At 73.4% G+C, this 19,245-nt stretch carries 21 protein-coding genes and 1 riboswitch; of the genes, 9 read left to right on the forward strand and 12 right to left on the reverse strand.

Features of this window, described 5'->3' with window-relative positions:
* Positions 1-33: 33 nt before the first annotated feature.
* Complete coding sequence (locus tag ACFYU0_RS24495; RefSeq protein WP_389304177.1) at positions 34-1,896, reverse strand: anthranilate synthase family protein; 1,863 nt, start codon at positions 1,894-1,896, stop codon at positions 34-36.
* Positions 1,897-2,001: 105 nt separating this feature from the next.
* Positions 2,002-2,058 carry a trp operon leader peptide gene (locus ACFYU0_RS24500; protein ID WP_115913573.1) on the reverse strand — a complete coding sequence of 19 codons (57 nt, stop codon included), beginning with the start codon at positions 2,056-2,058 and terminating at the stop codon, positions 2,002-2,004.
* A 105-nt stretch (positions 2,059-2,163) separates the two neighbouring features.
* On the opposite strand from ACFYU0_RS24500, the gene ACFYU0_RS24505 reads away from it, so the two are divergent.
* Complete coding sequence (locus tag ACFYU0_RS24505; RefSeq protein WP_351672728.1) at positions 2,164-3,516, forward strand: class II 3-deoxy-7-phosphoheptulonate synthase; 1,353 nt, start codon at positions 2,164-2,166, stop codon at positions 3,514-3,516.
* Positions 3,517-3,652: 136 nt separating this feature from the next.
* Positions 3,653-3,877 (forward strand): (2Fe-2S)-binding protein, encoded by a 225-nt coding sequence (locus ACFYU0_RS24510; protein WP_351672730.1) that lies wholly within the window; start codon positions 3,653-3,655, stop codon positions 3,875-3,877.
* A gap of 31 nt (positions 3,878-3,908) precedes the next feature.
* On the opposite strand, the gene bfr is transcribed toward ACFYU0_RS24510, so the two are convergent.
* Positions 3,909-4,427, reverse strand: a complete 519-nt coding sequence (bfr, locus tag ACFYU0_RS24515; RefSeq protein ID WP_351672732.1) for a bacterioferritin — start codon at positions 4,425-4,427, stop codon at positions 3,909-3,911.
* Positions 4,428-4,600: 173 nt separating this feature from the next.
* Between bfr and ACFYU0_RS24520 the strand changes: the two genes are divergently transcribed.
* Positions 4,601-5,233, forward strand: coding sequence for a sulfite oxidase-like oxidoreductase (locus ACFYU0_RS24520; protein WP_351672734.1), 633 nt, complete (start codon positions 4,601-4,603; stop codon positions 5,231-5,233).
* Positions 5,234-5,252: 19 nt separating this feature from the next.
* Here the strand turns inward: ACFYU0_RS24520 and ACFYU0_RS24525 are convergent, their stop codons facing one another.
* The 6 genes from ACFYU0_RS24525 to thiO form a co-directional block, all read right to left on the reverse strand.
* Positions 5,253-5,792, reverse strand: coding sequence for a DUF4396 domain-containing protein (locus ACFYU0_RS24525; protein WP_389304180.1), 540 nt, complete (start codon positions 5,790-5,792; stop codon positions 5,253-5,255).
* 78 nt (positions 5,793-5,870) lie between these two features.
* On the reverse strand, positions 5,871-6,773 hold the full coding sequence (locus ACFYU0_RS24530) for a deoxyribonuclease IV (RefSeq protein ID WP_389304181.1): 903 nt from the start codon (positions 6,771-6,773) through the stop codon (positions 5,871-5,873).
* A 65-nt stretch (positions 6,774-6,838) separates the two neighbouring features.
* Positions 6,839-8,764 carry a Stk1 family PASTA domain-containing Ser/Thr kinase gene (gene pknB, locus ACFYU0_RS24535; RefSeq protein WP_351672738.1) on the reverse strand — a complete coding sequence of 642 codons (1,926 nt, stop codon included), beginning with the start codon at positions 8,762-8,764 and terminating at the stop codon, positions 6,839-6,841.
* A gap of 85 nt (positions 8,765-8,849) precedes the next feature.
* Positions 8,850-9,659 (reverse strand): thiazole synthase, encoded by an 810-nt coding sequence (locus ACFYU0_RS24540; RefSeq protein WP_351672740.1) that lies wholly within the window; start codon positions 9,657-9,659, stop codon positions 8,850-8,852.
* A gap of 2 nt (positions 9,660-9,661) precedes the next feature.
* Positions 9,662-9,862, reverse strand: coding sequence for a sulfur carrier protein ThiS (gene thiS, locus ACFYU0_RS24545; protein WP_389304534.1), 201 nt, complete (start codon positions 9,860-9,862; stop codon positions 9,662-9,664).
* Positions 9,863-9,864: 2 nt separating this feature from the next.
* Complete coding sequence (thiO, locus tag ACFYU0_RS24550; protein ID WP_389304183.1) at positions 9,865-11,025, reverse strand: glycine oxidase ThiO; 1,161 nt, start codon at positions 11,023-11,025, stop codon at positions 9,865-9,867.
* Positions 11,023-11,134, reverse strand: a riboswitch (TPP riboswitch). (Overlaps the previous gene by 3 nt.)
* Positions 11,135-11,186: 52 nt before the next feature.
* Here thiO and ACFYU0_RS24555 point away from each other — a divergent pair.
* The 6 genes from ACFYU0_RS24555 (at position 11,187) to ACFYU0_RS24580 (ending at position 15,994) form a co-directional block, all read left to right on the forward strand.
* Positions 11,187-11,537: a hypothetical protein gene (locus ACFYU0_RS24555; protein WP_351672746.1), complete on the forward strand. Its 351-nt coding sequence runs from the start codon at positions 11,187-11,189 to the stop codon at positions 11,535-11,537.
* A 32-nt stretch (positions 11,538-11,569) separates the two neighbouring features.
* Positions 11,570-12,799, forward strand: a complete 1,230-nt coding sequence (locus ACFYU0_RS24560; protein ID WP_389304185.1) for an NAD(P)/FAD-dependent oxidoreductase — start codon at positions 11,570-11,572, stop codon at positions 12,797-12,799.
* A gap of 64 nt (positions 12,800-12,863) precedes the next feature.
* Positions 12,864-13,229, forward strand: a complete 366-nt coding sequence (locus tag ACFYU0_RS24565) for an Rv2175c family DNA-binding protein (protein ID WP_351672750.1) — start codon at positions 12,864-12,866, stop codon at positions 13,227-13,229.
* 86 nt (positions 13,230-13,315) lie between these two features.
* On the forward strand, positions 13,316-13,963 hold the full coding sequence (gene thiE / locus ACFYU0_RS24570) for a thiamine phosphate synthase (RefSeq protein WP_351672752.1): 648 nt from the start codon (positions 13,316-13,318) through the stop codon (positions 13,961-13,963).
* Between the two features lie 133 nt (positions 13,964-14,096).
* Positions 14,097-15,020, forward strand: a complete 924-nt coding sequence (gene metF / locus ACFYU0_RS24575; RefSeq protein ID WP_351672754.1) for a methylenetetrahydrofolate reductase [NAD(P)H] — start codon at positions 14,097-14,099, stop codon at positions 15,018-15,020.
* Positions 15,021-15,076: 56 nt separating this feature from the next.
* Positions 15,077-15,994 (forward strand): hypothetical protein, encoded by a 918-nt coding sequence (locus tag ACFYU0_RS24580; protein WP_389304187.1) that lies wholly within the window; start codon positions 15,077-15,079, stop codon positions 15,992-15,994.
* Positions 15,995-16,016: 22 nt separating this feature from the next.
* On the opposite strand, the gene ACFYU0_RS24585 is transcribed toward ACFYU0_RS24580, so the two are convergent.
* The 3 genes from ACFYU0_RS24585 to ACFYU0_RS24595 all read right to left on the reverse strand — a co-directional run bounded on the left by ACFYU0_RS24585 (position 16,017) and on the right by ACFYU0_RS24595 (position 19,245).
* Entirely contained in the window at positions 16,017-17,531 is a 1,515-nt protein-coding gene (locus ACFYU0_RS24585) for a phytoene desaturase family protein (protein ID WP_389304188.1), read from the reverse strand.
* 57 nt (positions 17,532-17,588) lie between these two features.
* Positions 17,589-18,203 carry a DUF4126 domain-containing protein gene (locus ACFYU0_RS24590; protein WP_351672760.1) on the reverse strand — a complete coding sequence of 205 codons (615 nt, stop codon included), beginning with the start codon at positions 18,201-18,203 and terminating at the stop codon, positions 17,589-17,591.
* 412 nt (positions 18,204-18,615) lie between these two features.
* On the reverse strand, positions 18,616-19,245 hold the full coding sequence (locus tag ACFYU0_RS24595) for a TetR/AcrR family transcriptional regulator (protein WP_351672762.1): 630 nt from the start codon (positions 19,243-19,245) through the stop codon (positions 18,616-18,618).

The following is a 19,245-nucleotide window of genomic DNA, read 5'->3' on the forward strand; positions in this document are numbered from 1 at the left end:
CGGCCCACGGTCCCCGGGCCCCGCCCGCGGCCGTCAGCCCGCCGCGCTCACCCCGCGCAGCCCGCCGATCAGCTCCCGCACCACCGCCGCCCCGTCGAGGGTCAGCACCGACTCCGGATGGAACTGCACCCCGGCGAACCCCGGGCCCCGCAGCGCGTGCACCTCCCCGTTCGCCGCCCGGCTCACCTCCACGTGGTGCGCGGCGAGCTCCCGGGCGGCCTCGTCGTCGCAGCGCGCCGTGAAGCTGTTGTAGAAGCCGACCGTCTCCGGCCGCCCGAACAGGTCGATCGTGGTCTGCGCCCCCTGGTACGGGACCTCCTTGCGGACGATCTCGAGCCCCAGCTCCGCCGCGATCAGCTCGTGCCCCAGGCAGACCCCGAGCACGCCGTGCGGGTGCTCCCCGAGCACGGCGGCGGCCAGGTCCCGCAGGACGCGCATCTTCGGGTCGGCCGCGTCGGCCGGGTCGCCCGGGCCCGGGCCCAGCACCACCGGGCCCTCGTGGGCGAGCACGGTCCGCCGCAGCTCGGGCTCGTCGTACCGCCGGACCGTCACCTCCAGCCCGGCGGAGCGCAGCACGTGCGCCAGCATCGCCGTGAAGGTGTCCTCGCCGTCGACGACGAGCGCGTGCCCCGTGAGGGCCCCGGAGCGCTCCTGCATCCGCAGCCAGAACGGGGCGAGGGAGGCCCGGCGCCCGTCCAGCGCGGCCCGCACCCGGGGGTCGTCCGCCAGCCGGGGACGCTCGCCCTCCGTGCGCGGCGCGGACGGCCGTACCCCGAGGGCCGCGAGCACTCCCGCCGCCTTCGCGTGCGTCTCCGCCACCTCGCCCGCCGGGTCCGAGCCGCGCACCAGCGTCGCGCCGACCGCGACGCGCAGCCGCCCGGCGGCGTCGATGTCGGCGGTGCGGATCAGGATGGGGGAGTCCAGCGTCTGGGCGCCGCCGGAGTCCCGCCCGAGCAGGGCCAGCGCGCCCGCGTAGTAGCCGCGCCCGCCGGTCTCGTGCCGCTCGATCACCCGGCAGGCGTTCTGCACCGGCGACCCGGTGACCGTGGCCGCGAACATGGTCTCCCGCAGCACCTCCCGCGCGTCCAGGGAGGACTTCCCGCGCAGCTCGTACTCGGTGTGCGCGAGGTGCGCCATCTCCTTCAGACGCGGCCCGACGACCACCCCGCCCATGTCGCCGACGGTGCACATCATCTTCAGTTCCTCGTCGACGACCATGGACAGCTCCTCGATCTCCTTGCCGTCGGCGAGGAAGTCCAGCAGGTGCTCGGGCGTCGGCCCCCCGGCCGGATAGCGGTACGTGCCGCTGATCGGGTTCATCACGACCGTCCCGCCCGACATCCGCACGTGCACCTCGGGACTGGCGCCGACCAGGGTCCGCTCCGGGGTGTGCACCAGGAACGTCCAGTACGCGCCCCGCTCGCCCGCCAGCAGCCGCCGGAACAGGGCCAGCGCGTCCGCCCGCCCGAAGCCGGGGATCCCGCCCTCGTACGTCCGCCGGATCACGAAGTTGGCGCCCTCGCCCCGGCCGATCTCCTCGCGCAGCACGCGCCCGACGATCTCGCCGTACTCCTCGTCGCCGACGTCGAAGCCCCCGCCCTCGACCCGCACCTCGTGGCCGGGCAGCGACCGCAGGGCCTCGGCGAGCGGGAACTCGTACGACTCCTCGGGGGTCAGCACCAGCAGCGGTGTGCCGTCGTCCCGGACGTCGAAGCCGCGCTCGCGGATCTGCCGGAACGGGACCAGCGCCAGGCCCTCGTCGGGCAGGTCGGCCAGTCTGTCCCGGGCGGTGACGGGGCCGAGCAGCAGCTCCACCGGGTGCTCGTCCCGGCCCGGGACGCGCCGGCGCAGCAGGGCGAAGGGGCGGTGGTCGGACAACAGGTCCTGCAGGTTCACGGGTGGGGCTCCTTCTCGGTCGTCTGTCGGACGGAGAGGAACGGCCCCGGGAAACGCGGAAGGCCGCCCCTCGGGCGGCCTTCGCGAAGTCTTGCGTACGCGCAGTCAGTGGGCCGCCGGATGAGCGGTCCACCACCAGTTCTGGATCGAAAGCGCGAACATGCCGGGAACCCTACCGCACCGGTCCGGCGTCCACGGGGCAAACCGTCCGTCTCACCTTTCGAGCCGGACCGAGAGCATGCGACACGACCCCGTAATGTTTGAGGGGTGACCGTGAACGCTAAGACCAGCGCGAGCGCTGGCAACACCTGGCGAGACCTGCCCGCGGCGCAGCAGCCCGAGTACCCCGACACCGAGGCTCTGCGCGCAGTGATCGCGGACCTCGAGTCGTATCCGCCGCTCGTCTTCGCGGGCGAGTGCGACCAGCTGCGCGCCCGGATGGCGGCCGTCGCCAAGGGAGAGGCGTTCCTCCTCCAGGGCGGCGACTGCGCCGAGGCCTTCGACGCGGTGTCCGCCGACCACATCCGCAACAAGCTGAAGACGCTGCTCCAGATGGGCGCCGTCCTGACCTACGCGGCCCGTGTGCCCGTGGTGAAGGTCGGCCGGATCGCCGGCCAGTACTCCAAGCCGCGCTCCAAGCCGACCGAGACCCGCGACGGCGTGACGCTGCCCACCTACCGCGGCGACTCCGTCAACGGCTTCGACTTCACCGAGGAAGCCCGCGTCCCGGACCCTGAGCGGCTGAAGCGGATGTACAACGCCTCGGCCTCCACGCTGAACCTGGTGCGCGCCTTCACCACCGGCGGCTACGCCGACCTGCGCCAGGTGCACGCCTGGAACCAGGACTTCGTGAAGTCCTCCCCGTCCGGGCAGCGCTACGAGCAGCTCGCGCGGGAGATCGACAGCGCGCTGAACTTCATGCGGGCCTGCGGCACCGACCCGGAGGAGTTCAAGACCGTCGAGTTCTACTCCTCGCACGAGGCGCTGCTGCTGGACTACGAGTCCGCCCTGACCCGGGTCGACTCCCGCACCGGCAAGCTGTACGACGTCTCCGGGCACATGGTGTGGATCGGCGAGCGCACCCGGCAGCTCGACGGCGCGCACATCGAGTTCGCCTCGCGCATCCGCAACCCGATCGGCATCAAGCTCGGCCCGACCACCACGGCCGAGGAGGCGCTGCGGTACATCGACCGCCTCGACCCCGAGCGGGAGCCGGGCCGGCTGACCTTCATCGTCCGCATGGGCGCCGACAAGATCCGCGACCGGCTCCCCGAGCTGGTCGAGAAGGTCACGGCGTCCGGCGCCACGGTGGCCTGGGTGACCGACCCGATGCACGGCAACACCTTCGAGGCGGCCTCCGGCCACAAGACCCGCCGCTTCGACGACGTGCTCGACGAGGTCAAGGGCTTCTTCGAGGTCCACAAGGGGCTCGGCACCCACCCGGGCGGCATCCACGTGGAGCTGACCGGCGACGACGTCACGGAGTGCGTGGGCGGCGGCGACGAGATCTTCGTCGACGACCTGCACCAGCGCTACGAGACGGCCTGCGACCCGCGGCTGAACCGCAGCCAGTCCCTCGACCTGGCGTTCCTCGTCGCGGAGATGTACCGGGACCAGTGAGTGATCTGGGGCGCGGATCACACCGGATCCGCGCCCCACGTCTTTCGGCATTCCGACGCTGTGGGTAAGGTTAGGTTTGCCTCACCGGGAAACGGGACGGCATGACACCAGCGATCCCGTCGGGAGGTGAACCCGCGTGTACGTCTGCAGCTGCTTCGGCATCACCGAGGCTCAGGTCAAGCAGCACGCGGAGGACGGCGCCGGCACCCCCCGCCAGATAGCCTCCGCCTGCAAGGCGGGCACGGACTGCGGCGGCTGCGTACGGCGCATCCAGGCACTGCTCGGCCGGGGAGCCTGCCCCCGCCGCGAGCTGCTGGACCGGCGCGCGCCGGCGCTCGGCCGGCTGGACGACGCCGCCTGACACCCCGCCGGGCTCTGCCCGCGTGGGCCGCTCAGCCGGTGGAGAAGCCCCCGGTGCCCGGTCCGGAGGAGTCGGGTTGGCTCTGCTCGATCACGGTCGACAGGTAGAGCGCCTCGCCCAGCTTGTCCACGAGTTCGAGCTGCGTGTCCAGGTAGTCGATGTGGTGCTCCTCGTCGGCCAGGATCGCCTCGAAGATGTTCGCCGACGTGATGTCGTCCTTCTCGCGCATGACCTGGACGCCGCGGCGCAGCCGGTCGATGGCCTCGACCTCGATCTGCCGGTCGGCCCGGAACATCTCGGCCACCGTCTGCCCGACCTGCACATGGAAGAGCCGCTGGTAGTTCGGCAGGCCGTCCAGCAGCAGGATGCGGTCGGTGAGGACCTCCGCGTGCCGCATCTCGTCGAACGACTCCGCCCGGGTGTACTGGGCGAGCTTCGTCCATCCCTTGTGGTCCTGCAGCTTGGCGTGCAGGAAGTACTGGTTGATCGCGGTCAGCTCGGCGGTCAGCTGCTCGTTGAGCAGTTCGATGACCTCGGGGTCGCCCTGCATCGCGATGGACTCCTTCGGGTGGTCGAGCCATGTGCTAGCGCCGCATGATTTCACCGGCCGAGAAGATCGTCCAGTAAGTGCGTACTAATAACGTAAGTGGCGTCTTGCTGGCATTTATCCCTTGTGTGAGCGGGTGGTCAAGGGCACTGCCCGAGGTCTGTCAGGATGGATACATGGGTCATCCGGTGGAGCGAGCGTCTGGAGAAGCGGCAGGGCCCGAGCTTCCGCCGGGGCAGCGGCCGCAGCGTGGCTGGCCGGTGACGCACTACGGTCCGGTGCCCAAGTTCCGGCCCGAACGCTGGGAGTTCCGGGTCTTCGGCGCCACCGCCGACGGCGACAAGCACACCTGGGACCACGAACAGTTCACGGCGCTGCCGTACACCACCGTGGTGGCCGACCTGCACTGCGTGACGAAGTACAGCATGACCGGCGCGGAGTGGGGCGGCGTCCCGGCGGCCGCGGTCCTCGACCTCGCCCCGCCGGCCGCGGACGTCACCCATGTGATGGTGTGGGCGGAGTACGGGTTCAGCTCCAACCTGCGGCTCGCGGACTTCGCCTCCGACCGCACGATCTTCGCCACCCACAAGGACGGCGAACTGCTCACCGCCGAACACGGCTTCCCGGTCCGCCTGATCGTCCCCCACCTGTACGCCTGGAAGGGCCCCAAGTGGGTCCGCGGCGTGGAGTACATGACCGCCGACCGGCGCGGCTTCTGGGAGGAGCGCGGCTACCACAACGTCGGCGACCCCTGGAAGGAACAGCGCTACTCCTACCAGGAAGAGCCCGGGGAGGGCCCCGAGCTCTGATCCTGGCGTCCGCGCCGGGTCAGTGGTGGTACTGGTGCACCACCGCGTGCCCCTTGCCCCGGCCGATCGTCCACTTGTTGACCGGGGTGGTCACGACGAAGGCGATCACCAGGGAGACGGCCAGCGAGATCCAGAACAGCGCGTCGGCGAGCGTGGCGTCCATCGCGGCCGGCCAGACCAGGATCACCCCGTTGTCGATCAGCTCCATCACGGCGATGGACAGGGTGTCGGCGGCCAGGGCCACGCGGATCGCGGTCCGCAGGTCCACTCCGGCCCGCAGGACCCCGCGCATCGTGAGCGAGTAGCCGAAGAGGAAGGCCAGGACGATCGCGAGCAGCGTGGTCGGCAGGTTCCCCCAGCCGGCCGCGGTGCCGACGACCATGCCGAGCACCTCGCCGACGGCGCAGCCGGTGAGGCAGTGCAGAGTGGCCTGCGCGGCCATCGCCCAGCTCGCCGAGCCGTGGCCGTGACCGGCTCCGTGGTCGTGCGCCTGACCCTGCTGCCGCTCTTGGTGCTGCTGCTCGTGGTGCTGGTGCTCGGTGTGTGCCGTGTGGTCCATGAGGTCCCCCAATGCCGGACGGGCGGTTCCCGTGCACTCATCGGAACCATATACCCCCAGGGGGTATTCCCGTGGGGGTCAGGAATCCCGGAGCTTCTTCAGCCGCTCCACGTCCGCCGAGTGCCCCGCCTGGCCGCCGGGAGTCTCGATGACGAGCGGCACGCCCTCCGTCGCCGGGTGGCTCATCAGCGCGCGGAAGGGGTCCTCGCCGATGTGACCGGCGCCGATGTTCTCGTGCCGGTCCTTGTGCGCCCCGGCCACGTCCTTGGAGTCGTTGGCGTGGATCAGCTTCAGCCGGCCCTCGCCGACGGTGCCGACCAGCAGATCGAGGGTCCGGTGCATGCCGTCGGGACCGGTCAGGTCGTGCCCGGCGGCGAAGATGTGGCAGGTGTCCAGGCAGACGCCGAGCCTCGGGTGGGCGTCCAGCGCCTCGAAGTACGGCCCGAAGTCCCAGGTGCGCGAGCACAGCGACGCGCCCTGCCCCGCGGTCGACTCCAGCAGCAGGAACGGGTCGTCGTCGTGGGTCAGCTCGTCCAGCAGCGGCAGCAGCCGCTCGCGCACCTGCCTCAGCGCCACCTCGCGCTGCCGCCCGCCGGTCGCGCTGCCGGTGTGCACCACCACGCCGAGCGCCCCGATCTCCCGGGCGCGCCGCAGCGAGTGCCGCAGCGACTCCACCGAGCGCTCCACGGTCGCCTCGGTGTGCGAGCCGAAGTTGATCAGATAGGGGGCGTGCACGTACGCCGGGACCGACTCCGCGGCGCACGCCTCGCGGAACGCCTCGTCCTGCCGCGGGTTCCCGGCCGGCGTGGCCCACCCGCGCGGGTTGGCGACGAAGACCTGCACGGCCTCGGCCTTCAGTTCGCGGGCGTAGGAGAGCCCCACCGAGTGCAGACCGCCGGCCACCGGGACGTGGCCGCCGACCGGGTTGCGGGCGGGACCGGGAAGGAGCGGGGCGGCGGGACGGCACGGCTGGGATGTCACCTGTTCAGGGTGTCACGCCGTCCCCCGCCGCCGGACCGCGGTCCCGGGTGACCCCGCTCACCGGGTCAGCGGATGGTGATGGTGATCGTCGATCCCTTGGGCGCCTTCCTGCCCGCGTCCACCGACTGCTCCTTCACGGTGTCGCCGAACAGCCCGAGCAGGCCCCGGTCCTCGTCCACCTCGAAGCCGGCGGCCTCCAGCCGCTGCGTGGCGTCGTCCACGCTCGACCCGACCACGTCCGGCACCGTCACCATGACCGGGCCCTTGGACAGGGTCAGCGTCACGGTGTCGCCCTCGGCGGCCTGGCCGCCGGCGCCCGGGGTCTGCCGCGCCACCTGGCCCTTGTCGTACTCGGAGTTGACCTGCTGCGCGGCGATCCGCACCTTCAGGCCCGCGTCCTCGAGGTCCTGCCGGGCGCTGTCCTGGTCCTCACCGGTGACGTCCGGCACGTCGACCGGGCTGCCCTTGCTGACGACGAGCGCGATCGCCGAGCCCGCGTGCCGCCTGACGCCCGTCCCCGGCTCGGTGCTGATCACCGAGCCCCGGTCCACGCTGTCGCTGAAGGCGCGGCTGACCATGCCCGGCTCCAGTCCGGCCGACTTCAGGCGCGAGCGGGCCTCGCCCAGCGGCACCCCGTTCAGGTCGGGCACCTTCACGATCTCCGGGCCCCGGGAGATGACGAGGGTCACCGAGCCGTTGCCCCGGATACGGGCCCCGGCCGTCGGGTCGGAGCTGATGACCGTGCCGCTGCCGACCGTGTCGCTGTACTCGCGCCTGATCTCCTTGACGTGCAGCCCCGACGACTTCAGCCGCGCCGTCGCCTGCTCCTCGGTCTTGGCCAGCAGCGGCGGCACCTTGGTGAACTGCCCGGAGTTGATGTACCAGACCCCCGCGCCCACGCCGAGGACCACGAGCACGGCGGCGACGAGCGCGGCGAGCCGGCGTCCCGGCCGCAGCGGCGCCCGCCGGGCGGGCGCCGGCGGGCTCTGCAGCCGGCTGGTGTGCCGGACGTCCGCCGGGCCCTCGTCCTCGTTGACGGGCAGCGGCCGGGGCACGGTCAGCGAGCGCGGGATCACGCTCGTACGGTCCCCGGCGTTGTCGTGCTCCGCGGACAGCGCCTGCGGCGGCACCGCGTCGAGCTGACCGGCGCTGAGCCCGGCCCGGGCCCGCAGCACCTGCCCGAGCAGCGCGGCGGCGTCGTCCGGCCGGAGGTCCGGGACGCGCGCCGTCGCCGAGGCGACCAGCTCGTCCAGCTCCGGCGGCAGCCCCGGCACGAGCGCGGAGGGCGGCGGCACGTCCTCGTGGATGTGCTTGTACAGGATCTGCGCCGGGGAGTCCCCGGAGTGCGGCTTGCCGCCGGTCAGCATCTCGTAGAGCACGACACCGCAGGCGTACACGTCGACGCGCGGGTCGGCGGCGCCCTGCTCCATCTGCTCGGGCGCGAGGTACGACACGGTGCCGAGGACCGCGCCCGTGGTGCTGGTCACCGTGTCCACCGACCGCACCAGCCCGAAGTCGGCGACCTTGACCCGCCCGTCGTCGCCTATCAGCACGTTCTCGGGCTTCATGTCCCGGTGCACGAACCCGGCCCGGTGCGCGGCGCCGAGCGCGGCCAGTACCGGCTCCAGGATGTCCAGCGCCGCCCGGGGCTGCAGCGCCCCGCGCTCGCGCAGCACGTCCCGCAGCGTGCACCCGGCGACGTACTCCATCGCCAGGTACACGTAGGACGCGTCGGTGCCCTGGTCGAAGACCTGCACCACGTTGGGGTGGGCGAGCCGGGCGACCGACTTGGCCTCGCGGATGAACCGGTCGACGAACGACCCGTCGGCCGCCAGCGCCGGGTGCATCACCTTGAGCGCGAGCACGCGGTCCAGGCGGGTGTCCAGGGCCCGGTAGACCGTGGCCATCCCGCCGACCGCGATCCGCGCCTCCACGCGATAGCGTCCGTCGAGCACCTGCCCGACGAGCGGGTCCTGAAGGGTCGTATCCACGCAGGCGAGTGTACGAGGACCGGCCGACACCGCCGCGCGCTGCGCCGTTCCGGTGACGTACTGCAGCAGACCTGTGACTGTCCCGTCAGGCGGGCGCGGACCGGAACGCGGGCCGCTCGGGGTCCAGGTCGGCGCGGCCCCGGGCGGGGGAGGAGGCCTCGGCGAAGTGCCTGCGCGGGATCCGGCCCGCCAGCCGGGCCAGCCGTCCCGCCTCCACCGCGTGCCGCATCGCCGCGGCCATCGTCTCGGGCCGCTGGGCGCGGGTCACGGCGGAGGCGAGCATCACACCGGCGCAGCCCAGCTCCATCGCCAGCGCGACGTCCGAGGCCGTACCGGCGCCCGCGTCCAGGATCACCGGCACGCGCGCGTGCTCCACGATGAGCTGGAAGTTGTGCGGGTTGCGGATGCCCAGCCCGGAGCCGATCGGGGAGCCGAGCGGCATCACCGCCGCACAGCCCACGTCCTCCAGCTTCCGCGCGAGCACCGGATCGTCGTTGGTGTACGGCAGCACCGTGAACCCGTCGTCGACCAGCGTCTCCGCCGCCTCCAGCAGTTCCACCGGGTCCGGCAGCAGGGTGCGCTCGTCGGCGATGACCTCCAGCTTCACCAGGTCGGTGCCCAGCGCCTCGCGCGCCAGCCGCGCCGTCAGCACGGCCTCCCCGGCGGTGAAGCAGCCCGCGGTGTTCGGCAGCACCCGGATGCCCAGCCGCTCCAGCACCGACAGCACCGAGCCGTGCACCCCGGGATCGACCCGCCGCATCGCCACCGTGGTCAGCTCCGTGCCGGAGGCGACCAGCGCGCGCTCCAGCACGTCCAGGCTGGGCGCGCCGCCGGTGCCCATGATCAGCCGGGACCCGAGGGGCACCCCGCCCACCACGAAGGGATCGTCGGTCATGGTCAGCCTCCCTGCACGGCGGTCAGGACCTCGACACGGTCGCCGTCGAGGAGCGTGGTGGCCGCCCACCGCGCGCGCGGTACGACGGTCTCGTTGACGGCCGCGGCCACCCCGGAGGGCGCCGCGGTCAGGGTCCGCACCAGCGCGTCCAGCGCGGTGCCCGGGGCGATCTCCCGGCGTTCTCCGTTGACCGAGACGCGGATGTTCATACGGGCTGCTCCACGAGTGCGGCGCCGAAGCGCTCCGGGGTGAACGGACGGGCCGCCTCCGGCAGCTCGCCGCCGGCCAGCAGCTCGGCCATGACGTCCCCGGTGACCGGCGTGAGCAGCACACCGTTGCGGTAGTGCCCGGTGGCCAGCAGCAGCCCGTCGAGCCCGGACGGGCCGAGCAGCGGGGCGTTGTCCGGGGAGCCGGGGCGCAGACCCGCCCGGGTCTCGGTGAGGGGCAGCTCGGTGATCCCCGGGACCAGCTCGTGGGCGTCGCGCAGCAGCTCGTAGACGCCCCCCGCGGTCACCGTGGTGTCCCAGCCCAGCTCCTCGCTGGTCGCGCCGACGACCAGCTCGCCGTTCTCCCGGGGCACCAGGTAGACCTGGCTGCCGCGCACCACGGCCCGCACGGTGCGGCTCAGGAACGGCGCGTACCGCCGGGGCACGGTCAGCCGCAGCACCTGTCCCTTCACCGGCCGCACCGGGGGCAGCAGGTCCTGCGGGACGCCCGCGAGCCGCCCGCTGAGGCTGCCGCCCGCGAGCACCACCCGTCCCGCGCCCAGCCGGGCGCCGTCCGCGGCGGTGACGCCGGTGGCCCGGCTCCCGGCGACGTCGAGCCGCTCGGCCCAGCACCGGTGGAACACCACCCCGGCCCGCTCGCACGCCGCCACCAGGGCGGACGCCAGCCGTCTGGGATCGATTTGGTGGTCGCCGTCGACCCGCAGTCCGCCCCGCACCCCGGGCGCGAGCATCGGTTCGAGGCGCCGGCACTCCCGCCCCGACAGCCACACCGAGTCCAGTCCCGAGCGCCGCTGCAGCGCGTGCAGCTCCCGCAGATGGGCGCGGTCGTCGGAGTCGAGCGCCACCGCGAGCGTCCCGCAGCGCCGGTAACCCAGGTCATGGCCGGTCAAGTCGGTCAGCTCGGCCGCGAAGTCCGGGTAGCGGCGGGCCGATTCCAGGTTGAGGGCGAGCAGTCTCTCCTCGCCGTAGTGCAGTTCGGTGACCGCGGCCAGCATCCCCGCCGCGACCCGCGCGGCCCCGCCGCCGGGCTCGGGGTCCACCACGGCCGTGGCGAGCCCGCGCTGCGCGGCTCGCCAGGCCGTGACCAGGCCGATGATCCCGCCCCCGATGACGAGGACGTCGGACGTACGTGACGGCATGGGCGTCCAGCCCCTCCCTTCGCCGGCATGACCCGGATCAGGTTCGTACGGTCGGAGGCCGCCAGCCTCCCTCTCAGCCCGGTGCGTCCGGGCTCCCGCGAGTGCTTGTACGGTGGCCACCCTAGCCTTCGGCCCCCCGACCCCGTAAGGAGCCCCGCCCCATGGCCCCCTCGCTCGACGGACTCGTCCTCGCCCCCGTCGCGGACCAGGCTCCGGGCCAAGTGGGTACGCGCACCCGCTTCGCCTACCACGAGGAGAACGGCGAGATATGGGCCGAGTACGCGGGCGGCGACGTGGTGCGCGGCCACCTGGTCGGCACCCGGGAGGGCGACCGGCTGGACTTCCGGTACGTCCAGCTCAAGCAGGACGGGACCACCTCCTCGGGGCACTGCGAGTCGACGGTCGTCGAACTGCCGGACGGCCGGGTGCGGCTGGAGGAGACCTGGGAGTGGGAGTCGCAGGAGGGCGCCGGGACCAGCGTGGTGGAGCAGGTCGCCGAGCACGCCCGCTGACTGACGCTCCGTCAGTTGTCTAAGGTGATCGGGTGAGCGAGCAGACAGCACAGCAGGGCACGCCGGAACGGCGCGTGGTGGTCGCCGGCGCGGGCATGGCCGGGGTGCAGACCGCGGTGGCCCTGCGGGAACAGGGCTTCACGGGCGCCGTCACCCTGATCGGCGCCGAGCCCCACCAGCCCTACGACCGGCCGCCGCTGTCCAAGGCCGTGCTCCTCGGCACGGCCGAGGGCTCCGCCTTCGACGTGGACTTCGAGTCCCTCGGCATCGAACTCAGGCTCGGCTGCGAGGTGCTGGGCGTGCGCCCCGCCGACCACGAACTGGACACCGAGGCCGGGCCCGTGCCGTACGACGTCCTGGTCCTCGCCACCGGCGCCGAACCGGTCACGCTGCCCGGCACCGAGGGCGTGCCCGGCGTGCACCTGCTGCGCACCCTGGACGACGCCGAGCGGCTGCGGCCGGTGCTGGCCCGGCAGCACGACATCGTGGTCGTCGGCGCCGGCTGGATCGGCGCCGAGTTCGCCACCGCCGCCCGCGAGGCCGGCTGCGCCGTGACCGTCGTGGAGGCCGCCGACCGGCCGCTCGCCGGTGCGCTGCCCGCCGAGGTGGCCGCGCCCATGGCCTCCTGGTACGCCGACAGCGGAGCCGTACTGCGCACCGGCGCGCGCGTGGCGGGCGTGGAGCCCGGCGCGGTGCTGCTGGACGACGGCACCCGGCTGCCCGCCGGCGCCGTCGTGGTCGGCATCGGCGCCCGCCCCGCCACCGGCTGGCTGGCCGGCTCCGGCGTCGAGCTGGGCGAGCACGGCGAGGTGCTGGCCGACGAGCGGCTGCGCGCCTCCGCCGAGGACGTGTACGCCGTCGGCGACTGCGCCTCCTTCCCGTCCGCCCGCTACGGCGCGCGGCTGCTGGTCCACCACTGGGACAACGCCCTCCAGGGGCCGCGCACGGTCGCCGCGAACATCCTCGGCGATATCCCCGCGGTCTACGACCCGGTGCCGTACTTCTGGTCGGAGCAGTTCGGCCGGTTCGTGCAGTACGCGGGCCACCACGCCGCCGCCGACCGCATGGTGTGGCGCGGCGGGCCGGAGGGACCGGCCTGGTCCGTCTGCTGGCTGCGCGAGGACCGGCTGGTGGCCCTGCTGGCCGTGGGCCGGCCCCGCGACCTGGCCCAGGGCCGGCGGCTGATCGAGGCCGGCCGCCGCATGGACGCCGAGGCCCTGGCCGACCCGGCGCGGCCCCTGAAGACCGCCACCCTCGACTAGCGGGAGCCCCCGCGCGGACCGGCCTGGCTTCCGACTGTCGGTGGCGGATGGCAGGCTAGATCCCGTGACCGAGATTGACGCAAAGATCGATGCACTCGTCCCCGGCTGGCTCACCCTCCCCGACATCGCCGAACAGCTCGATGTCGAGGTGACGCGCGTGCGGCAGCTGGTCAAGGAGGGCCAGCTCATCGCCGTACGCCGAGGTGAGAACCGGGCGCTGCACGTCCCCGCCGCCTTCATCGACGGGGACAAGGTCGTCAAGGGCCTGTCCGGGACCCTGACGCTGCTGCGTGACGACGGCTTCACGGACGAAGAAATGATCGAGTGGCTCTTCACCCCCGACCCGACCCTGCCCGGCACGCCCGCGCAGGCCCTGAGCGAGAATCGCGGCACGGAGGTGAAGCGGCGCGCCCAGGCGCTCGCCGTCTGAACCGACCCGCACCGCGCGGGTGGCGTACCGGCCGCGGCCGCGGCGCCACCCGCACGCCCAGGACACCGACCCGGGGGGACCCACGCATGTCCGACACCGCTCGCGACCGACTCGCCGACGCCCGCCTCTACCTCTGCACGGACGCCCGCAGGCGGCAGGGCGACCTCGCCGAGTTCCTGGACGCGGTCCTGGCGGGCGGCGTCGACATCGTGCAGCTCCGCGACAAGGGCATGGAGGCCGCCGAGGAGCTGGAGCACCTCCAGGTCCTCGCGGACGCCTGCGCCCGGCACGGCAGACTGCTCGCGGTCAACGACCGGGCCGACGTCGCCCACGCCGCCCGCGCCGACGTGCTCCACCTGGGGCAGGGCGACCTCCCCGTGCCCGCCGCCCGCGCCGTCCTCGGCGACGGCGTGCTGATCGGCCGCTCCACGCACACCGAGTCCGAGGCCGCGGCGGCCGCCGTCCAGCAGGGCGTGGACTACTTCTGCACCGGCCCGTGCTGGCCCACCCCGACCAAGCCCGGCCGGCCCGCCCCGGGCCTCGGCCTGGTGCGGTACACCGCGGCCCTGGGCACCGACCGCCCCTGGTTCGCCATCGGCGGCATCGACCACGGCAACCTGGAGCAGGTGCTGGACGCGGGCGCCCGCCGGGTGGTCGTGGTCCGCGCGATCACCGAGGCCGACGACCCGGGGGACGCCGCCGCGCGGCTCGCCAAGCGGCTGCGGCAGCGGTAGCGGCGCCGCGGACGGACGCGCTCCGGGGGCCTCTGTCCGGGTTTCTGTCCGAGGGGTGGACGGGGAAGCGACAAAAAGGGCAAATGGGCGGCGTCCGGTTGGGGTACCGCCCACCCCTGACTAACCTGCGGGTATGGCCCTCGGAACCGCATCCACCAGGACTGATCGCGCACGCACCGTGCGCGACATCCTCGCCACCGGCAAGACGACGTACTCGTTCGAGTTCTACGCGCCGAAGACGCCCCAGGGCGAGCGGAACCTGTGGAACGCGCTGCGCAGGGTCGAGGCGGTGGCGCCGGACTTCGTGTCCGTCACCTACGGCGCCGGCGGCACCACCCGCACGACCACGGTCCGGGAGACCCAGCAGATCGTCGTCGACACGACGCTCACACCGGTCGCCCACCTCACCGCGGTCGACCACTCCGTCGCCGAACTGCGCAACATCATCGGCCAGTACGCGGACGCCGGCATCCGCAACATGCTCGCCGTGCGCGGCGACCCGCCCGGCGACCCGATGGGCGAGTGGGTCCCGCACCCCCAGGGCCTGGAGTACGCGGCCGAACTCGTGCAACTCATCAAGGAGTCGGGCGACTTCTGCGTGGGCGTCGCCGCGTTCCCCGAGATGCATCCGCGCTCCGCCGACTGGGACACCGACGTCCGGCACTTCGTCGACAAGTGCCGCGCGGGCGCCGACTATGCCATCACACAGATGTTCTTCCAGCCGGAGTCGTATCTGCGGCTGCGCGACCGGGTCGGGGCCGCGGGCTGCGAGACGCCCGTGATCCCCGAGATCCTGCCGGTCACCAGCGTGCGGATGCTGGAGCGGGTGCCCAAGCTCAGCACCGCCCTGTTCCCGGACGCCCTGAAAGAGCGGATCCTCACAGCGAAGGACGATCCGGCGGCGGTACGCTCCATCGGTATCGACTTCGCCACGGAGTTCTGCGCACGGCTGCTGGCCGAGGGAGTGCCCGGACTGCACTTCATCACGCTCAACAACTCCACGGCGACCCTGGAAATCTACGAGAACCTGGGCCTGCACCACCCCCCGCAGGCCTAGACCGGCCGCACCGCGATACGACACACTGCGTAGCGGCCACTGGGAGAGGGGCGTACATGGGCTGGACGGTCCTCTACATCGCGTTCGGCGTCGTCGCACTGTGGTTGCTCGGTGAGGTGCTGCTGCAGTACAAGGCGCGGCTGCGCTGGCGGCTGCTCGCCTTCGCCGGCTTCCTCGGCGTCGTCGTCGGGGTGCTGATGCCATCGGTCGTCGTCATCGGCGCGGGCGCGATCGCCTTCGCGCTCGGCCAGACCTACGTCACGCTGTCCTTCCGCCGCGGCTTCGCCGCCGGCTGGGCGGTCAAGCGTCCGGAGGACGAGGCGGTGAACGGCGGCAGCAAGCGCCGTCGCGGCAGGGCGGAGCGCCAGGACTTGACCCTCGAGGTCTCCGACCCGGAGGCGGCCGAGGGCCACGACGACGCCGGCTACGCACAGGAGCGGCTCGCCCAGAGCGACGACTACGACCACGACGACGTCTTCACCCCGGCCCGTTCCGCCGAGCCGTCCGCCGCCGAGACCACCACCGTCTACGAGCCCCAGCCGCTCCCGGACGACACCGGCTCCTACGGCGTCTACGGCGAGAACGCCTACGCGGCCGCCGCCCAGCAGCCCCAGGGCGCCGACCAGAACTACGCCTACGACTACTCGGGCTACGGCCAGCAGAACTACGGTTACGACGCCGGCGGCCAGCAGGGCTACGCCAACTACTCCGACCCGTACGTCGGCAGCCAGGGCTACGGCGGCACCGCCTACGACGCCGGCTACGGCCAGCAGCAGTACGGCCAGCAGGGCTACGCCCAGGACCAGTACGCCACCGGCGGCTACGGCGAGACCCCGGCCGGCGGGGTCTGGGTCCCGCAGCAGCGCAGCGACGAGTCCTACGGCGGCGAACTCCCGCAGGAGCAGCCGTACCCGTACCAGGGCAACGGGCAGCAGCAGCCCGGAGCCGGGTACGACGAGCAGTACCGCTTCTGACGCCCGGCTCCCGGCTCCCGCCTCACTGGGAGCCGCGGAACCCGGGCCCCTCCACGATCAGACCGGCCACCAGCGCCCCCGACATGCCGGCGTGCGGCAGCCCGCCGCCGGGATGGGACCAGCCGCCCACCCGGTACAGCCCCGGCAGACGCGTGGTGTTCCCCGGGTACAGGTAGCGGCCCCGGCCCGCGGCGAGGGCGGGAGCGGGCACGGCCCCGGACCGGGCGCCCGTCTCCCCCTCGGTGTGCACGGGTGTGCGCACCTCGTGCCACAGCAGGCGCTCCCGCAGCCCCGGCACCGCACGCTCGGCGGCTCCGAGCAGGAAGTCCGTGTAGCACCGGACGGTGCCGTCGTCCTCCCAGGCGGCCTCGGCCGACACCACGGCGGACACCACCACGGACTCGTGCGCGCCGTCCGGGGCCAGCGCGGGGTCGTCCGGACGCATGACGGTCACCGTGGGGCACACCGGCCGGTCGCCCCCGGGCGACGCCAGGAAGTCCAGCTCGGCCTGGGCGTCCGGCGCGTGGACCACCGTGCGGTGGACGGCCCCCGGCTCGCGCCCGCCCCGCAGGGCCAGCAGGGCCGTGAACCGCCCGGGCCGGGGCAGGACCGGGTCACCGGCCCGCACGTCCCCGTCCGCGTCCAGCGGACGCTCCGTCAGGGCCCGCAGCCGCGCCGGGTCCACACCCGCCACCACGTGGTCCGCCCCGGCCGTCGAACCGTCGGCGAACTCCACCCCCGCCGCCCGGCCGTCCTTCTCCAGGATCCGGGTCACCTCGACGCCGAAGCCGAACTCGACCCGCCGCCGCAGGCACCGCTCGTACACCGCGCGAGCCAGCTCCCGCATGCCCCCGCGCACGTACCAGGTGCCGAAGGCGTGGTCCATGTACGGCAGTACGGCCGCGCTCGCCGGAACGGTCCGCGGATCGAGGCCGTAAGCGAGCACCTGGCTCTCCAGGAGGGCCGCCAGCCGCTCGTCGCGCAGCTCCCAGGCGCCGATCTCGGCCGGGGTGCCCGCCCGGCGGGTGCGCAGCAGCCGCTTGTGCGGCACCGACGGATAGGGGTCGCGCTCGGCCAGCACCTGCCAGTTCGGCCACAGCGGCTCCTCCAGCAGCGGCCGCCGGGTACGGTCCCAGGCCTCGCGGGCCCGCACCAGGAAGTCGCCCCAGCGCTGCCCGGCGCCCGCGCCCAGTGCCTCGTCCAGGGCGGCGACCACACCCGCGCGGGAGGCGTTCGGCAGGGCCACCTCGGTGCCGTCCGCGAAGACGTGCCGCGCGGAGGGGTCGACCTGGACCAGCTCGACGACGTCCTCCAGCGCCTCCTTGCCCGTCTTGACGAACAGGTCCCGGTACACGGCGGGCAGCGGCAGCAGCCCCGGCCCGGTGTCGAAGGCGAACCCGTCCCGCTCGAAGCGGCGCACCGCCCCGCCGTACGTCCCGTCCCGCTCGTACACCGCCACCCGGTGGCCCGCGACGGCCAGCCGGGCAGCGGCCGCCATCGCGCCCATCCCGGCGCCGATCACCGCAATCCGTGCCATGACCGCGACTTTATCCACCGGCGCCGGCAGCCCGGCCGACGGGCCGCCCGGAGCGGATCAGCCCGGCGGTCCCGGCACCCGGGAGGCCATCCGCCGCTCCTCCCGCCGCTGCGCCCGGCGCCGCAGGAAGCGCCGGATCCGGGACACCAGGAACCACAGCACGACCAGCCCCGCGGCCAGCAGCACCGCCGCGATGATCGCGGCCGCCTCGGGATGGAACATCGCGAACGACACGATGCCGGCGACCCCCAGGTCCTCGGCGGTGCTCAGCACGAAGTTGCTGAACGGCTCCGGCGAGGTGTTGACCGCCATCCGGGTGCCTGCCTTCACACCGTGGCTGGCCAGCGCCGTCGAACCGCCGAGCAGCCCGGCCGCGACCTCCGGCAGCGAACCGCTCTGCCCGGCCAGCAGCGCCCCGATCCAGGCGCCCGCGAGCGGCCGTACGACGGTGTGCGCGGTGTCCCACGCCGAGTCCACGTACGGGATCTTGTCGGCGACCGCCTCGCACAGGAACAGCACGCCCGCCACGATCATCACCTCGGGCCGCTGCAACGCCTGCGGGACGTCGTCGCTCACCCCCGTCCTGCCGAACAGGCCGAGCAGCAGCACCACCGCGTAGGCGTTGATGCCGCTGGCCCAGCCGCTGGTGAAGACCAGAGGGAGTACGGACACGCAAGGGATCGTAGCCACCCGCCGGGCCGGCGTCCCGGGCACGCGCGCGCGGCGGTGAGTATCCGTACTCAGACGGCCAGATGAGTACGCGCACGGATGGGCCGCGGTCGCAGGGCACGGGAGAGTGGAGCCACGGCAGGGGGCGCGGACCGGTACCGCCGGCACGGGGCGGCGGAACGGCGCCCGCGCCCCGGCCGCTCCTTCCGCCGACGCCGTCGGCGGAAGCGAGGCACGGGGGACCCGCGGCGGACCGCCACGGGGGAAAGTCGGGGGAGAACCGTACGGGGGAGCCCGGGGGGAGTACGGGCAGTACGGGGGAGTGGGAAGGCGCCGGTCCGGCAAGGGACCGGCGCCTTCTCCGTGTTCCCGGCGCCTTCGGCACCCGGCGCCTTCCGGGTGCTCCGCGCGGGCGTCAGCCCTTGCCGCTCACCCGTCCCTGGAGCAGCCGGGACAGGGCCGCGTGGACGTCGTCGAGCGAGCGCTCCGGCTGGAACGACTTCCAGTCGAGGGCGGCCACCAGCACCATGCCGACCAGGGCGGCCGCCGTGAGCTGGACGTCGATCTCGTCGCTGAACTCCCCGGCCGCCACACCCTCGCGCAGCACCCCCTCCACGACGGCGACGGCCTCCTGCCGGACCACCATCAGCGTGGACTGCCAGGCGCGGTTGGTGCGCCACAGCTCGGCCACGTAGAGCTGGGTGAACGCCGGATAGCGGTCGATGAAGACCAGGCCCGCGCGGACCATCGCGTCCAGGGCGTCCACCTTGCCGCGGCCCTCCGCGGCGGTCCGCTCGGCCGCCTCCCTGAGGGAGGCGGTGAGCAGGCTCACGCCGTGCCGCAGCAGCTCCTCGAAGAGGACCGACTTGCTCGCGAAGTTGTAGTAGACCGTGCCCTTCGCGACCCCGGCCCGCTCGGCGATCTCGTCCACGGTGGTGGCGGAGAAGCCCTGCTCGGCGATGAGCGTGACGGCGGCCTCGTAGAGCTTCTGCCGGGTGGCCTCGCGGCGCGTGCTGCCGCCGGAGGTGGCGCTGCTGCTTTCCAT

The sequence above is a fragment of the Streptomyces sp. NPDC003720 genome, from assembly GCF_042875075.1.
Taxonomy (GTDB): domain Bacteria; phylum Actinomycetota; class Actinomycetes; order Streptomycetales; family Streptomycetaceae; genus Streptomyces.

Bases quoted from the DNA above. Each gene is read 5' to 3' on its own strand.
- thiO (WP_389304183.1), bottom strand. From the start codon at position 11,025: ATGCCGTCACGTACGTCCGACGTCCTCGTCATCGGGGGCGGGATCATC.
- ACFYU0_RS24585 (WP_389304188.1), bottom strand. From the start codon at position 17,531: ATGGCACGGATTGCGGTGATCGGCGCCGGGATGGGCGCGATGGCGGCC.
- ACFYU0_RS24595 (WP_351672762.1), bottom strand. From the start codon at position 19,245: ATGGAAAGCAGCAGCGCCACCTCCGGCGGCAGCACGCGCCGCGAGGCC.
- ACFYU0_RS24520 (WP_351672734.1), top strand. From the start codon at position 4,601: ATGGGTCATCCGGTGGAGCGAGCGTCTGGAGAAGCGGCAGGGCCCGAG.
- metF (WP_351672754.1), top strand. From the start codon at position 14,097: ATGGCCCTCGGAACCGCATCCACCAGGACTGATCGCGCACGCACCGTG.
- bfr (WP_351672732.1), bottom strand. From the start codon at position 4,427: ATGCAGGGCGACCCCGAGGTCATCGAACTGCTCAACGAGCAGCTGACC.
- ACFYU0_RS24540 (WP_351672740.1), bottom strand. From the start codon at position 9,659: ATGACCGACGATCCCTTCGTGGTGGGCGGGGTGCCCCTCGGGTCCCGG.
- ACFYU0_RS24525 (WP_389304180.1), bottom strand. From the start codon at position 5,792: ATGGACCACACGGCACACACCGAGCACCAGCACCACGAGCAGCAGCAC.
- ACFYU0_RS24555 (WP_351672746.1), top strand. From the start codon at position 11,187: ATGGCCCCCTCGCTCGACGGACTCGTCCTCGCCCCCGTCGCGGACCAG.
- ACFYU0_RS24580 (WP_389304187.1), top strand. From the start codon at position 15,077: ATGGGCTGGACGGTCCTCTACATCGCGTTCGGCGTCGTCGCACTGTGG.
- thiE (WP_351672752.1), top strand. From the start codon at position 13,316: ATGTCCGACACCGCTCGCGACCGACTCGCCGACGCCCGCCTCTACCTC.